At 66.6% G+C, this 14,794-nt stretch carries 13 protein-coding genes, 1 tRNA gene and 1 pseudogene; 4 read left to right on the top strand and 11 right to left on the bottom strand.

Annotated elements, in window-relative coordinates:
• Nucleotides 1–18 precede the first annotated feature (18 nt).
• Nucleotides 19–942, bottom strand: coding sequence for a methylisocitrate lyase (gene prpB, locus GGR88_RS08820; RefSeq protein ID WP_167954136.1), 924 nt, complete (start codon nt 940–942; stop codon nt 19–21).
• A 507-nt stretch (nt 943–1,449) separates the two neighbouring features.
• Nucleotides 1,450–2,628 (bottom strand): bifunctional 2-methylcitrate synthase/citrate synthase, encoded by a 1,179-nt coding sequence (prpC, locus tag GGR88_RS08825; protein WP_167954137.1) that lies wholly within the window; start codon nt 2,626–2,628, stop codon nt 1,450–1,452.
• 148 nt (nt 2,629–2,776) lie between these two features.
• Between prpC and GGR88_RS08830 the strand changes: the two genes are divergently transcribed.
• Nucleotides 2,777–2,965, top strand: a complete 189-nt coding sequence (locus GGR88_RS08830) for a hypothetical protein (RefSeq protein WP_167954138.1) — start codon at nt 2,777–2,779, stop codon at nt 2,963–2,965.
• A 4-nt stretch (nt 2,966–2,969) separates the two neighbouring features.
• Here GGR88_RS08830 and prpF read toward each other — a convergent pair whose 3' ends face one another.
• Both prpF and acnD read right to left on the bottom strand, forming a co-directional pair.
• Complete coding sequence (gene prpF / locus GGR88_RS08835) at nt 2,970–4,151, bottom strand: 2-methylaconitate cis-trans isomerase PrpF (RefSeq protein WP_167954139.1); 1,182 nt, start codon at nt 4,149–4,151, stop codon at nt 2,970–2,972.
• Nucleotides 4,148–6,772 carry a Fe/S-dependent 2-methylisocitrate dehydratase AcnD gene (gene acnD / locus GGR88_RS08840; RefSeq protein ID WP_167954140.1) on the bottom strand — a complete coding sequence of 875 codons (2,625 nt, stop codon included), beginning with the start codon at nt 6,770–6,772 and terminating at the stop codon, nt 4,148–4,150. The genes prpF and acnD overlap by 4 nt, the downstream gene beginning before the upstream one ends.
• 549 nt (nt 6,773–7,321) lie before the next feature.
• Here acnD and GGR88_RS15515 point away from each other — a divergent pair.
• Nucleotides 7,322–7,552 (top strand): annotated as a pseudogene (locus GGR88_RS15515) (cyclic nucleotide-binding domain-containing protein); the annotation flags it as partial.
• A gap of 84 nt (nt 7,553–7,636) precedes the next feature.
• Complete coding sequence (locus tag GGR88_RS08845) at nt 7,637–7,966, top strand: Crp/Fnr family transcriptional regulator (RefSeq protein ID WP_342449770.1); 330 nt, start codon at nt 7,637–7,639, stop codon at nt 7,964–7,966.
• On the opposite strand, the gene GGR88_RS08850 is transcribed toward GGR88_RS08845, so the two are convergent.
• The 6 genes from GGR88_RS08850 to GGR88_RS08875 all read right to left on the bottom strand — a co-directional run bounded on the left by GGR88_RS08850 (nt 7,954) and on the right by GGR88_RS08875 (nt 13,547).
• Nucleotides 7,954–8,319, bottom strand: coding sequence for a response regulator (locus tag GGR88_RS08850; RefSeq protein ID WP_167954142.1), 366 nt, complete (start codon nt 8,317–8,319; stop codon nt 7,954–7,956). The genes GGR88_RS08845 and GGR88_RS08850 overlap by 13 nt on opposite strands.
• 10 nt (nt 8,320–8,329) lie before the next feature.
• Entirely contained in the window at nt 8,330–9,373 is a 1,044-nt protein-coding gene (locus GGR88_RS15605; RefSeq protein WP_167954143.1) for a PAS domain-containing protein, read from the bottom strand.
• Between the two features lie 15 nt (nt 9,374–9,388).
• Entirely contained in the window at nt 9,389–10,111 is a 723-nt protein-coding gene (locus tag GGR88_RS08860) for a PAS domain S-box protein (protein WP_167954144.1), read from the bottom strand.
• Between the two features lie 96 nt (nt 10,112–10,207).
• On the bottom strand, nt 10,208–10,792 hold the full coding sequence (locus GGR88_RS08865) for a hypothetical protein (protein ID WP_167954145.1): 585 nt from the start codon (nt 10,790–10,792) through the stop codon (nt 10,208–10,210).
• 69 nt (nt 10,793–10,861) lie between these two features.
• The gene (locus tag GGR88_RS08870) at nt 10,862–12,385 is read right to left on the bottom strand and encodes a S41 family peptidase (protein WP_167954146.1); all 1,524 of its coding nucleotides are present in this window, start codon (nt 12,383–12,385) and stop codon (nt 10,862–10,864) included.
• 10 nt (nt 12,386–12,395) lie between these two features.
• The gene (locus tag GGR88_RS08875) at nt 12,396–13,547 is read right to left on the bottom strand and encodes an AraC family transcriptional regulator (RefSeq protein ID WP_209023224.1); all 1,152 of its coding nucleotides are present in this window, start codon (nt 13,545–13,547) and stop codon (nt 12,396–12,398) included.
• A gap of 131 nt (nt 13,548–13,678) precedes the next feature.
• Between GGR88_RS08875 and GGR88_RS08880 the strand changes: the two genes are divergently transcribed.
• Entirely contained in the window at nt 13,679–14,560 is an 882-nt protein-coding gene (locus GGR88_RS08880) for an NmrA family NAD(P)-binding protein (RefSeq protein WP_167954147.1), read from the top strand.
• Nucleotides 14,561–14,643: 83 nt separating this feature from the next.
• On the opposite strand, the gene GGR88_RS08885 is transcribed toward GGR88_RS08880, so the two are convergent.
• Nucleotides 14,644–14,736, bottom strand: a tRNA-Ser gene (locus GGR88_RS08885).
• Nucleotides 14,737–14,794: the final 58 nt, after the last annotated feature.

Genomic DNA, 14,794 nt, shown 5'->3' on the forward strand with positions numbered 1-14,794 from the left:
ACATGCCTCCCGCCATTGTCACGCGTCCTGCGGCATTCCCTGCGGCACGATCGTCTGGATGATGTTGGCGTCGAGCTGTTCGAAATCGTGCAGCCCGATGGTGTCGTAGAGTTCCTGTCGGGTCTGCATGCGATCCAGCATCTTGTGGGTTCCGCCCTCCGCCTTGATGGAGGCGTAGAGTTCGGCCTGTGCCTTGTTGGCGACCCGCAGGCTGGACACGGGCCAGATGACGAGCTTGTAGCCCATCGCCTCGAACTCGGCGGCCGTGAAGAACGGCGTCTTGCCGAATTCCGTCATGTTGGCGAGCAGCGGCGTATCGGGCAGCGCCGCCTTGAACCGCTCGAACATCTCGCGGCTGGTGAGCCCTTCGGGGAAGATCGCATCCGCGCCGGCATCGACATAAAGGCGTGCGCGCTCAACCGCGGCGTCGAAGCCGTCGACGCCGACCGCATCCGTGCGCGCGACGATCACCATGTCGCGGCGCGCCTTGGCGGCGGCGGCGACCTTGGCGGCCATGTCGGTGGGGCTGACCAGGCTCTTGCCGTTCAGGTGCCCGCACTTCTTGGGCAGGATCTGGTCCTCCAGGTGGACCGCGCCCGCGCCCGCATCCTCGAAGGTGCGGACCATGTGCATGACGTTCAGCGCCTCGCCATAGCCGGTGTCGCCATCGACCAAGAGCGGCAGGCCGGAGGCGCGGACAATCTGGCGGATGAAGAAGCCGACCTCGTCCACCGTGATGATGCCGAGATCGGGCAGGCCCATCGATGCGGTCATCGCCGCGCCGGAGAGGTACAGCCCGTCAAACCCGGCATTGCGCGCCTGGATCGCCGCCTGCCCGTTATGCGCACCGGGCAGCTGGTAGATGCCGGGGCGCGCGAGCGCGGCGCGGAAGCGCTTGCCGGCGGGTTCGGTGGGGAGGTCGGATGAGAGGAGGTAGGGCATGGGATACTCTCGATAAGGTGGTGGAGGCGCCTAGGAACTCGGGCAGCCAGCGGGATACCGAAGTCTGATTTTCAAGCGTCGCTCATTGGCGTTGTTCCGCTCCCAATCATCGGGATTGGAGACGTGGTCAAAGCGCTCGCAAGGGAGCGTGAGTTGAAGGACGTTACCTGAAAGCCAAGTGGCCCCAGGAACTTTGTCGCTGTCTCTCGTCTCGTAAACCGTCCAAGGCTCGGGACGATCTTTGAAGAGATTTACTCGCGTGGTCCAAACCGTGCCAAAGCCACCGCGGGTTACCTCGATCTGGGCTTTCGCATGCCGATCGGGCGATGGCACAGTTCGGATCACCTCGGTGACATACAGACCAGACATTAGCCTGGGCAGCACGAATTGCCCGAACGTCCACAGCACACCAACAGCTGCGAAGAGCCAGAGTGCGAGGCGGCCAATTCCTCGCGTGATGCGAATGAATGACGTTCGGCTCGCCCCGCTAGTCATTTTCGAACGATATCACCCTCGCTCCTTCAACGGCACCCACGTCTGATCCTCCGGCCCCACATAGTTGGCGCTCGGGCGGATGATCTTGTTGTCCTCGCGCTGCTCGATGACGTGCGCGGCCCAGCCGCTGGTGCGGGCGATGACGAACAGCGGCGTGAACATCGCGGTCGGCACGCCCATCATGTGGTAGGACACGGCCGAGAACCAATCGAGGTTCGGGAACATCTTCTTGGCGTCCATCATCACCGATTCCAGCCGGTCGGCGATGTCGTACATCTTGGTGGAGCCCGCCTCGTCCGACAGCTTCTTGGCCACGCGCTTGATCACCACGTTGCGCGGATCGCTGACGGTGTAGACCGGGTGGCCGAAGCCGATGACGACCTCCTTGGCCGCGACACGGGCACGGATGTCGGCCTCCGCCTCGTCCGGATTGCGGTACCGCTTCTGGATCTCGAACGCGACCTCGTTGGCGCCGCCGTGCTTGGGGCCGCGCAGCGCGCCGATCGCGCCGGTGATGGCGGAGTGCATGTCCGATCCCGTTCCCGCGATCACCCGCGCGGCAAAGGTCGACGCGTTGAACTCATGCTCGGCATAGAGGATCAAGGAGGTGTGCATCGCCTGCACATGGCTGTCGCTGGGCCGTTCCCCGTGCAGCAGGTGGAGGAAATGGCCGCCGATCGACTCGTCGTCGGTCTCCACGTCGATCTCGTTGCCGTTGTTCGACAGGTGGTACCAGTAGAGCAGCATCGAGCCGAGCGAGGCCATCAGCCGGTCGGCGATGTCGCGCGCGCCGGGCGCGGCATGATCGTCCTTCTCCGGCAGCGCGCAGCCGAGCGCGGAGACGCCCGAGCGCATCACGTCCATCGGGTGGGCGTTTGCGGGGATCGCCGACAGCGCTTCCTTCACCGCCAGCGGCAGGCCGCGCAGCGCCTTCAGCTTCGTCTTGTAGGCGGCGAGTTCGGCCTGGTTGGGCAGCCAGCCATGGACGAGCAGATGCGCGATCTCCTCGAACTCCGCGCCCTCGGCGAAATCAAGGATGTCGTAGCCGCGATAGTGGAGGTCGTTGCCGGTCTTGCCGACCGTGCACAGCGCCGTGTTGCCCGCCGCCACGCCCGACAGAGCGACCGACTTCTTCGGCTTGAACGCCGGAGCATCGGCGGCGGGCGCGGGGGCGGTGGCGGTGTCGGTCATCTCGGTTCCTCTTTGCCTTATGTCGTCCGGCGGTTGCCGGCGATGTGTTGCGGTTGCCTTAGGAACAAGCGGGCCTGCGGTTCAACCCCACGGGAGGCGGAACGCGCCGTCCCCTCCCCCCGTTGAAGGGCGCAGAAGGAGAACGACCATGGCCGACAAGCCGCAGACCGACGCCGACGAGCGTATCCGGGACGAACAGCCGATCAAGGACGGCAAGCTCGACGCGGACGAGAAGCTGGACATCGCGCTGCAGGGATCAATGATGACGTCGGAGCCGCCGCAGATCTCCGAGCCGAAGACGACGGCCGACGACGCGCACGACGACGAGCCGGCGTAAGCCGTCAGAAGCTGCCGGCGGGCACGCGCACATGCCCCTCCATCAGGATGCGCGCGCTGCGGCTCATCACCGCCTTGGTGACGGTCCAGCGCCCGTCCACGTCGGCGACGGCGGCGCCCACCCGCAGCGTCCCTGACGGGTGGCCGAAGCGGACGGCGGTGCGGTCGCCGCCGCCCGCCGCCGCGTTCACGATCGTGCCGGGCACCGCGGCCGCGGTCGCGATGGCGACGCTCGCCGTGCCCATCATGGCGTGGTGGAGCTTGCCCATCGACATGGCGCGCACGACCAAGTCGATGTCGTCCGCCGCGATCTGCCGCCCGCTGGACGCGGTGTAGGCGACCGGCGGTGCGACAAAGGCGATCTTGGGCGTGTGCTGCCGCTTCAGCGCTTCCTCGGGCCTGGCGATCAGCCCCATCTTCAGCGCGCCGATCGTGCGCAGCGCCTCGAAACGGCGGAGCGCATCCGGGTTGCCGTTGATCGCCTCGCGCAGTTCCGTGCCCGCATAGCCGATGTCGGCGGCGCGCACGAAGATGGTCGGGATGCCGGCGGTGATCAGCGTCGCCTCCAGCCGGCCGCCGGCAACGATTTCCTCCGGCACGTCGAGCGTGTCGACGAGATTGCCGGTCGGGAACATGGAGCCGCCGTCATCGTCGTCGGCGGGATCGACGAACTCCAGCACGATCTCGGCCGCCGGGAAGGTGACGCCGTCGAGCTCGAAATCGCCGGTTTCCTGCACCGCGCCGTCGGCCACCGGCACATGCGCGACGATGGTCTTGCCGATGTTGGCCTGCCAGATGCGCACCGTGCGGATGCCGTCGTCGCCGGCCGCCACATAGCCGGCATGGATCGCAAAGGCGCCGGCGGCGGTGGACAGGTTGCCGCAATTGCCCGACCAGTCGACGAAGTCGGTGTCGATCGACACCTGGCCGTAGAGATAGTCGACGTCATGTTCCGGCCGGCTGCTGGGCGAGAGGATCACGCACTTGCTGGTAGAGCTGGTCGCCCCGCCCATGCCGTCGATCTGCGCGGCATAAGGGTCGGGACTGCCGATCACGCGCTGGAACAGCCGGTCGCGCGCGGCGCCGGGCGTGCGGGCAGCCTCCGGCAGGTCCTCCAACCGAAAGAACACGCCCTTGCTGGTGCCGCCGCGCATGTAGGTGGCGGGGATGCGGACCTGGCCGGTCATGCCGCTTCCAGCTCGCCGGCGAGGAAATCCTGGGCGAAGCGCTGCAGCACGCCGCCCGCTTCGTAGATCAACACCTCCTCCGCCGTGTCGAGGCGGCAGGTGACGGGCACCTCCTCCACCCGGCCGTGGGCGCGGTTGATCCGGACGGTGAGCGTCGCGCCGGCCGCAGGCGTGCCGGCAACGTCATAGGTCTCGGTCCCGTCCAGACCAAGCGTCAGCCGGGTGGTGCCGGGCTGGAACTCCAGCGGGAGCACGCCCATGCCGATGAGGTTGGTGCGGTGGATGCGCTCAAACCCTTCCGCCACGATCGCCTCCACGCCCGCAAGCCGGACGCCCTTGGCCGCCCAGTCGCGCGAGGACCCCTGCCCGTAATCGGCGCCCGCGATGATGATGAGCGGCTGACGGCGCTTCAGATAGGTCTCGATCGCCTCCCACATGCGGACAACGGTGCCGTCCGGCTCCAGCCGGGCAAGGCTGCCCTTCTTCACCGCGCCGTCGACCACCGCCATCTCGTTGACGAGCTGCGGGTTGGCGAAGGTCGCGCGCATCGCGGTCAGGTGATCGCCGCGGTGGGTGGCGTAGCTGTTATAATCCTCCTCCGGCACGCCCATGGAGGTCAGATACTCGCCCGCCGCCGACGTCGGCAGGATGGCGTTGGACGGCGACAGATGGTCGGTCGTGATGTTGTCCGGCAGGATGGCGAGCGGGCGCATGCCCGACAGCGTCCGCGGCGATGCCGCAAGCGCGCCCAGCCCCTGCGTGTCCCAGTAAGGGGGGCGCCGGATATAGGTGGACTGCGGCCGCCAGGCGTAGAGCGGGCTTGCCTCCACCCCCTCCGGCAGCGCGCCGGCGAACATGGGATCGTAGATGTCGCGGAACTGCTGCGGCTTCACATGCGCGCGGACGATGGCGTCGATCTCCTCGTCGCTGGGCCACAGGTCGGCCAGCCGGATCTCGCGCCCGTCATGCATGCCCAAGACGTCGGTTTCGATGTCGAAGCGGACGGTGCCGGCGATGGCATAGGCGACGACCAGCGGCGGCGAGGCGAGAAACGCCTGCTTGGCATAGGGATGGATGCGCCCGTCGAAGTTGCGGTTTCCGGACAGAACGGCGGTTGCGTAGAGATCCCGCTCCACGATCTCACGCTGGATGTCGGGATCGAGCGCGCCGGACATGCCGTTGCAGGTGGTGCAGGCATAGGCGACGATGCCGAAGCCGAGCTTCTCAAGCTCGGGCAGCAGCCCCGCTTCCTCCAGGTAGAGGCGCGCGACCTTGGAGCCGGGCGCAAAGCTCGTCTTCACCCAGGGCTTCCGCACCAGACCAAGCGCGTTCGCCTTGCGGGCGACAAGGCCGGCGGCGACCACGTTGCGCGGGTTGGAAGTGTTGGTGCAGCTGGTGATGGCGGCGATGATCACAGCGCCGTCGGGCAGCTTGCCCTCCCGCTCCTCGGCGCGAGCGGCATCGAGGTTGACGGCGATCTCACGCTCCTTGAGCGCGCTGGTCGGCAGGCGGCGGTGGGGGTTCGACGGGCCGGCCATGTTGCGCACCACGGTCGACAGGTCGAACTCCAGCACGCGCTCATAGTCGGCGTCGCGCAGCGCGTCCGACCAGAGCCCGACCTGGCGCGCATAGGTTTCCACCAAGCGGACGTGATCGGGATCGCGGCCGGTGGTGAGCAGATAGTCGATCGTCTGATCGTCGATGTAGAACATCGCCGCGGTGGCGCCGAACTCCGGCGTCATGTTGCTGATCGTCGCGCGGTCACCAATCGTCAGGCTGTCGGCACCGTCGCCGAAGAATTCGAGCCAGGCGCCGACCACGCGCTCCTTGCGCAGGAACTCGGTCAGAGCGAGCACGATGTCGGTGGCGGTGATGCCGGGCTGGCGCTGGCCGGAAAGGCGCACGCCGACGATGTCGGGCAGCCGCATCATCGATGGACGGCCGAGCATCACCGTTTCGGCCTCAAGGCCGCCCACGCCGACCGCGATCACGCCAAGCGCATCGACATGCGGGGTGTGGCTGTCCGTCCCGACGCAGGTGTCCGGATAGGCGACGCCGTCGCGCGCCTGGATGACGGGGGACATCTTCTCCAGGTTGATCTGGTGCATGATGCCGTTGCCGGCGGGCACCACGTCGACATTGTCGAAGGCAAGCTTGGTCCATTCGATGAAGTGGAACCGGTCCTCGTTGCGGCGATCCTCCACCGCGCGGTTCTTGGCAAATGCATCCGGGTCGAAGCCGCCATATTCGACCGCCAGGCTGTGATCGACGATCAGCTGCGTCGGGACGACCGGGTTGACCTTGGCGGGATCGCCCCCCTGCTCCGCGATCGCGTCGCGCAGGCCGGCGAGATCGACCAGCGCAGTCTGGCCGAGAATGTCGTGGCAGACGACGCGGGCAGGATACCAGGGAAAGTCCATGGTGCGCCGCCGCTCGACGATCTGCGTCAGCGCGTCCGTCAGGATCGCGGGATCCGCCCGGCGCACCAGCTGTTCGGCGAGCACGCGCGCGACATAAGGCAGCCTGTCGTAGGAACCGGGCCGGATCGCCTCCACTGCACTGCGGACGTCGAAATAGTCGAGGTCGGTGCCTTCAAGCGGACGGCGATGGGCATGGTTCATGCTGTCGGATCTTTCCTGATCGGCGAGGGAGTGCTGCAGCGGGTGCCGAAGCCGGCGCCGCGCAGAGCAAGGCCTGGAAGCATGCCGACCTTCATGCCGGGGCCTTCGGGAGACGGACGGAGGCCACCCTCCTGTTGATGAACGAAAAAAGTGCGTTAGCTCGTCTTTGAAAAAGGCTTGCAGCGCATTGTCCCTTGTCGCCGCCTGCCGGGCGCACGCTGGGCGACACCCGCGCGCCTGATACCGCCGCGCGGTTTTGCGATCAACCCGAGGCCTTCCGGCATCTTCGTTGCCGGCTGCTTTGCAAGTTTCCTTCTTCGGATCTGACGCTTCGCCATCCGAAGACGGGTTGAAACAACATAGATCAGAGCATGTTTTTATATGTCAGGTCGCTGTGCGGGAGATGGAAAGAGGCGAGATCATGGAGATCGGGTCGAGACGCGAGGCGTTGAAGCTTCTTCTCCGCAGGCTGGAATCCAGATCTACACTCGGATCGCCTGCGCAAAACTTGGTACTTGAGCTTCCGGGACGCCGCAGAAGGTCGCCGCACATCGGGATTTCGTCAGATCCGGTGAGATACTGAGCGAGTCGTTCCTGATCGCCGAGGGGCTTGCCGCCCTGTCGAGCCAATTTGTCGATGGAATTCGCCAGATCCTGAGCGTGTACATGCCGGGCGACCTGCTGGCGCTGCCCTCGCTGCTGCTTCCCGCGGCGCAGTCCCCGCTGCATGCGCTGGCGAACACGACCATCATCAGGGTGCGACACGATGACCTGCGGCCTTTGCTTGACAACAGAGAGCTTTCGGAGGCGCTGTGGCGCGACTGTCTGGGCGATGCTTCTGTGGTGGAGCGGTGGCTGATCAATGTGGGTCGCAAGAGCGCGCTGGCCCGGATCGCTCACCTGATCGCCGAGATGGCCACGCGCTGCGCGCAGATCGGCATGCTGAACGACGGCGTGTTCCGGCTCCAGATGACGCAGGAGCAGATCGCCGATGCCGTCGGACTGACACCGGTCCCCGTCAATCGGTCCATCAAGACCATGCAGGACACGCGGCTCATCCAGATCTGCCGCGCATCGGTGAAGATCCTTGATTGGAGTGCCCTGGTTGCCGTGGCCGAGTTCGACCCGGACTATCTCCAGCTGCCCGATGTCTGCGCGGATCCACGCCGCGCTGCGCGCGATCAGCTTTGCTGAGGCGCGAGCAGGCTTTGCACGACATCCGCCACCTTCTGGGCCGCCACCGGCTTCTCTAGCTGGGTGAAGCCCGCGAACTCGTCCGGGATCGCCGCGCGATCATAGCCAGTCACGAAGGCGAACGGCACATGATGCTGCCGGAGCCTTTGCGGAAGATCGAAACTGATGCCGGCGCCAAGGTTGAGGTCGACCAGCGCACAATCCGGCGGGTCCGATGCGAGCGCCCGCGACGCTTCCCCGATGTCGCCGAACGGGCCGACCACCTGCGCGCCCGCAGCCTGGAGCGCCGCCTGAAGATCGGTCGCAAGGTAATAGTGATCCTCGAGGATCAGAACGCGCGCGCCTTCCACCATCAGCCTCCCCTCAATGCGACCCGGCGTCGGTCTGCAGGATGCTCTCGCCACTTCTGAGCGGAAACTCGATCCGGCTCTCGATCCCTTCGGGCTTCAGCTCAAGCGTGCCGTGCCCCCGCAATTCATAGGGGATGCGCCGCGTGATCAGCTCCAGCCCGAACCCCTGGCGGCGCGGAAAGGCATCGATGACCGGGACGCCCCGCTCCTTCCACAGGATCACCACCCAATCGCGATTGTCCCGCGTCTCGATGCTCCAGCCGACATCGAGCCGTCCCGAAGCGCGGGAGAAGGCACCATATTTCGTGGCGTTGGTCGCAAGTTCGTGGATGGCGAGCGTCAGGACCTCCGCGCATTTGGGCGAGATCGCGACCGACTGCCCTGCCGCGCTGATCTGATCTTCCGAGACGGCCTGCGCCAGCAACTCGTCCCAGATCAGGCCTTCCAGATCGACGTCGGTTCCGGCCGCGCGCGTCAGGAGGACCTGGGCCCGGGCCAGCGCGGCGAGCCGCCCTTGCAGATGCGCGACATAATCCTCCGTGGATCGCTCGCCATCGTCCGACCGGCTGATGATCGACCGGGTGACCGCAAGGATGTTGCGGGTGCGGTGCTGCAGCTCGGCAAGCAGGACTTCCTGGCGCTTCTGCAGCCGGCGCAGGTCGTCGACGTCGGTGGAGGTGCCGAGCCATTCGACGATGTCGCCGCGATCGTTGCGGACCGGGGTCGCGCGTGTCTGATACCAGCGATAGCGGCCCTCGGCAGGATGGCAGAGCCGGTAGTCGGCGTGGAATTCGGCGCCGTCGATCGCCCCCGCCCAGGCCTCCATCGCCAGCGGCCGATCTTCGGGATGAACCATGTCGAGCCAGCCGAAGTCGTGGCTGTCCGCTTCCGCCTGGCCCGTCTTTGCTGTCCACTGCGGGCTTGCCCAGGCCCATCGGCCATGATCGACCGCGCGCCACACGAGCTGCGGCACCCCCTCGATCAGCACCTGCTGGCGCGCCTCGCTCGTGCGGAGCGCGACTTCGGCTTCGGCCACCTCGTTGACGTCGACGGACACCCCCACATGTCCGAGTTAGCTTCCATCGTCCGAGACCATCGGGCGCGCGTGGTTCTCGAACCAGTGCCACGCCCCGTCCCACCGCCGGATGCGCGTGCGATCCCGCCATTCGCGCCGCTCTAGGATCGCGGCGAGATAGCCCGCGGTATATGCCGCCTCCAGCTGGGGATCTAGCAGACCGCGCCAGCCGCTCCCCGCGATCTCCGCCTGCGACCGGCCCGTGTAATCGAGGCAGACCTGGTTCACGAAGATGTTGTTGCCGTCCGGATCGTTGAACCAGATGAGGGCGGGCGCGGTGTCGGCCAGCGTGCGGAACCGGGCCTCGCTCTCCCGGAGAGCGGCTTCGGCCCGCTTGCGCGCATCGATGTCGATATTCATCCCGAGCCAGCGGGCGATGCGTCCATCGGCGGCGAGCATCGGCGCGGCGCGGACGTTGGTCCAGCGCCAGCCGCCATCCGGCGCCTGCAGCCGGAACTCGGCATCGACCAGGCGCCGGGCGGCAACGGATGCACGCCACTGACGCTCGGCAAAGGCGCGGTCGTCGGGATGGATGGCGCCCAGCCAGCCATAGCCCATCCATTCATCCACACTCTGGCCGGTATAGGCGCGCCAGCTGGAGCTATCGACGACGACGACCCCGTCCGGATCGGTTTCCCAGAACGCCTGCGCGATGTTTCCGAGCAGCAGGCGGAAGCGCGCCTCGCTGTCGTTCTGCTGCGTGGGTGCGTCAGAGACCACCGGAGCCATACGCCAGATGATGACGTTTCAGCCGGCGCGTCCTTGATCCATGTGAAAGTTTGGGGATCGACCGCTGCGTTTTTCGGACGGCCGCCGTCAGCCGGCGCGCTCGATCAGGGCGGACCAGACGCCGTCCGCGAAGGGCTTGTAGATGATGGTCAGCGGGAGGCACACCAGCATCGCGACACGCACCGACCGGCGCGTCCGGAGCCAGCCGACGCAGATCAGGGCGGCCAGCAGCGGCACATAGGTGAGAAAGACCGCCAGAAGCCTTGGCGTGCTGAGATCCAGGATGATCTTGAGCGCGACCATCAGGAGGACGTTGCTGGCGATCATCGCGCTGACGACCACCTTCCGGTGGGCCATCGCGTGCGCGTCCGGAACAGCGTCGGCACCCTCGCGGGGAAACACCTGCGTTGCGGCGAAGTAATAGAGCAAGGTGATCGCCGCGGCGCCCAATGCGGTGAAATAGCCGACCTCGATGACGTCCTTCAGCAGCCAGGTGTTGGTCCAGAAACTCACCAGGTCCGCCAACATGATGGTGCCGAGAAGCGGGGCGAGCCAGCCGATCCCGTGAACGGCACGCTTGTCCCACACCCGTGAAAAGCCGCTCGCCAGCTCGGCGATGCTCAGTCCCAGCAGGATGCCGTAGAAGCTGATCAGAAACTCAAACGGACTCACGCGCGTCTCCCCGCCCCAGGACGTTCTTCGACGCTGTTAGCATGATCTTCCGATCAGCCGATCACGGCCTCACGACGCCGTCTGCGGCGACCCCCGCCGCGGGTTGCCCGAGGCGACGCACCACTGTGCCGCGGCCTCGACCACCGGATCGGCCTCTGCGCCGATCCAGGCGGGATCGAAGGGCAGCTGCACGTCCGGATCGATCCCGCGATCCGGCTGGGGCGTGCGCGACACATAGCCCTTCAGCGGCAGGTCGAACACGATGCCGCTGCTGGGCAGCTTCACGAACAGAAAAGCGCCGCCGTTGATGCTGCGGCGATTGCCGCCGGTGGTTTCGCCGAACAGGCGAAACTTGCCGCTTGCGCGCGCGGCATTGATGAAGCCGAAGGTCGCGGAGCTGTTGGTCGGGCCGATCAGCGCCGCCACCGGACAGGTGATCCGCTTCGACGACGGACCGATCGCGTTCTGGACCGCGTCCTCGCGCGGGCGCCATTCGCCGCCCCCGAGCGAAATTGCGCCGTCGCCCAGAGCGTAGAACCGATCGTCCCAGGTCGTGGAATGATCGCGCAGCAAAGCGGGCATTTGCGTGAAGCGGATGCGGGTCTCGAACGGCCAGCCGGCCAGCGGACGATTGATGAGGCGCGCGACGATCGGGTCGCCGCAATCATCGCCGCCTTCGTTGTCGCGAATGTCGATCACGAGCCCGCGCGCGCCGGCGAGGCTGTCGAGCCGCTCCTCCAGCCATTGTCGCCAATTCCACTGGCTGTTCCACATCGCCCAGCCCGGCATGGTGAGCAGGCACACGCCGTCGCGCCTTTCCTCCCAGGTCCAACGTGGCCGGTCGCCGCTGTCGGGCACGCGGGTCATCGCCGCGCGACGCTGCGCGAGATCGATCGGGGGAAGCGCCAGGTCAACATGTCGCCCCGTCGGCAAGCGCAGGGCGACATGGTGCAGGCCATCGCCGCCGGGAGGCGCGACCAAGCCCTGGAAGATGTCGAAGGTCTCGTAATCCTCGTGCCCCTGCACGCTCAAAAGCGCGCGGCGCTTGCCGTCGTTGCTGCCATCGCCGCGGGTAAACGGCATGAGCGCCGCCAGCAGATCGGCGGCCCGGACGCCATTCACGCGTTCGACCTCGCTGCCCGGAGTGAGCCCGAGCCCTCCGGTATCGCGCGTAACGATCATGCGATCGCCAACCCACCGGAACCAGAAAGGCAGGCGCGTTTTCCGATCGAACAGAGCCACCACGTCGTCGTCGTTCTGGTTGAAGAAGTTGGCGTAGCTGTGCCCGCATCGCAGGGTCGCGAGGTAGCGCGACAGGGCGAGGTAAGCACCGGCGACATGTCCGCGCTGGAGCGCCGCGCGGTAGGATGCCTCGAAAGCAGCCAGCTCGCGGTGGGCGGCGGCTGTTTCCTGATAGCGATAGATGCCGGGGTGGATGCCCATCGCCGCACGCATGACGGCGATGTCGAGGTCGGCATCGATCGTCCGGCCGGTTCCATGCAGCACGGCATGCGCAGGGGAGAAGGCGCGGGCAGCAAAGAGGCCGGCGAGTGAGCTTCGGGCGAGGCCGAGCAGGAGATGGCGACGGTTCATGGCCGAGGCCCTATCCTGACACCGACGCCTCGATCGCCTCACTTTGGCGAAAGGGCTCAGCTTTTCGCGATGTGAGACGTCGGCGGAATGCGGACGGGCTGGCGCCGAAGCGCTCCGCAAATGCGCGATTGAAGCTCGCCTTCGAAGCGAAGCCTGCGTCCAGTGCGAGATCGAGCAAGCTCGCCGCGGATCCATCAACCATGGCGTCGGCGACGGCTTCGGCGCGCATCCGGTTGATCAGAGTCGAAAAGCTGATCCCCAGCCCGTCGTTGCAGGCGCGCGAGAGATAGTTGGTGTTGGTGGCGACCAGGCGAGCGGCTCGCGCAAGCGTCAGATCATTTTCACGGAAGGCGCCAGCGGCGCGCAGCTCTGCCTGCCAGCGCGCGCCCAATGCGGGCCAGTCGTGCCCCGTTGGTGCTGTCGGCATCGCCGGCATCTCGGCCGGCATCACCGGCCAGACCAGCGCCGCATGCCGCCAGCCTTCGACGGCAAAGAACACCGTTACCGCTGCGATCCCGCAATAGAGCGGCATCAGCCCTTCATAGCCGAGCGGACGCACGAGATCGACGAGTTCAAAGCCCGCCCACAACACGAAGAGCAGCCCAAGCGCCGCAATGGCGCGACCCAACCAGCGCGTGGCAAAGCGCGCATCGTCGCTCCGTTGACCCGCAAGCCAGCGCGAATAGTCGCGGAACGTCCGGGCAAGCAGCGCAAGTGCGGCAGCGAAGCCGATGACGAGACCCACCGCGACCGCCGCCCCAATCCACGGGCCAATCCGGTCCGCGGCCAAGCGCTTTGCGGGGAGCGGCAGGCAGAACGCCGCAACCATGACCGCAAGGTGGAAGAGACCCGGCACCAGGGCGAGCCAGGCGCGGCGTGGCCAGCCACCATGGGTCAGCGCATGCGCGTAGAAGAAGGCCAGGGGCGGCGTGAGCAGAGGCAAAGCGACCGGCAGGAATGTCAGCCACGGCCAGCGATCGTAGAAGCCGGCAAAGCCGATCGCCCAGGGGGTCTGCACCCCGACCAGGACCAGCAGAAGCAGCGCGAGCGTTCGGTTCGCGGAGCGGTTCACGGAGACTTGCGGCAACGCGACGACGATCGGCAGCGTCACCAGCGCCGCGCACAGGAGGACCGCCGATCGCCAGCCAAAGAACAGCTCCATGGATCAAAGGTGCCGGAACGCCGGCGAGGCCGCAATGACGGCGTGACGACGGGCGACCGGCGGAACCAGGCCGCCTCCGGAACCATTGCGTCGCTTCTGAGATCATGATGCCGCAAGATGCGGAGATACGAATGATCATCGTCGCTGGCGCAACAGGAAACCTGGGCGGTCGGATCGTCCGCGAGCTGGTCGAGCTCAAGGCGCCGGTCGTGGCGCTGGCCCGTGGAGCCAATGGGGCGGATCGCCTGGCAGGCGCAAAGACCCGGATCGTCGACTATGATGATGCATCGTCGCTGGCCCGCGCGGTCGATGGGGCGAGCTGCATCGTCTCCGCCCTCAGCGGGCTCGAACCCGTTGTCGTCACCGCGCAGCGGCGGCTGCTCGATGCCGCGGCTCAGGCGCGAGTGCCGCGCTTCATCCCGTCGGACTTCGCGATCGACTTTCGCAAGATCCCGCGCGGCACCAACCGTAACCTCGATCTTCGCGCCCGCTTTCAGGCGATCGCCGAGCAGGCCGACATCCGGTTGACGTCGATCTTCAACGGCGCGTTCATGGACATGCTGTCGGGTACGATCCCGATCATCCAGCATCGCCTGCGCCGAGTCCTCTACTGGGGCAGCGCGGACCAGCCGATGGATTTCACGACTATCGCCAACACCGCAGCGTTCACCGCACGCGCCGCCCTCGACCCGCAGAGCCCGCGCGCGCTGAACATCTGCGGGGCGCGGGTGAGCGCGCGCGACCTGGCCGAGGTCGTCTCGCGCGTGAGGGGACGCGATTACGGCGTCCTTCCCGCCGGAACGATCGGCATGCTCGACCTGATCATCGGCATCGCAAAGCGTGTCGCACCCGGACGCACGGGCGAGGTCTACCCGGCGTGGCAGGGGATGCAGTACATGAAGAACCTCTTTGCCGGAGAGGGCATGCTCGACACGCCGTTCGACAATGACCGCTATTTCGGCGTCGCATGGACTGGCGTGGAGGATGGCCTTCGGCAGCATGCGTCCAGGTAGAGCGCCTCGGCATCCGCAAGTCTCGGAGGGGACGTCGCCGGTAGATGGCCCGGGATTGAACGGGCCGTCCCATGGAGGGAGACTGGCGGAGACGGAGGGATTCGAACCCTCGGTAGGAGTAATCCCCCTACGGCGGTTTAGCAAACCGCTGGTTTCAGCCACTCACCCACGTCTCCGGGTCGCATCGCGGCAGCGGCGGGCTATAACCATGTGGCCGGGGCCAATCAACTGCCC

The organism is Sphingomonas jejuensis (assembly GCF_011927695.1).
Lineage (GTDB): Bacteria > Pseudomonadota > Alphaproteobacteria > Sphingomonadales > Sphingomonadaceae > Sphingomonas_K > Sphingomonas_K jejuensis.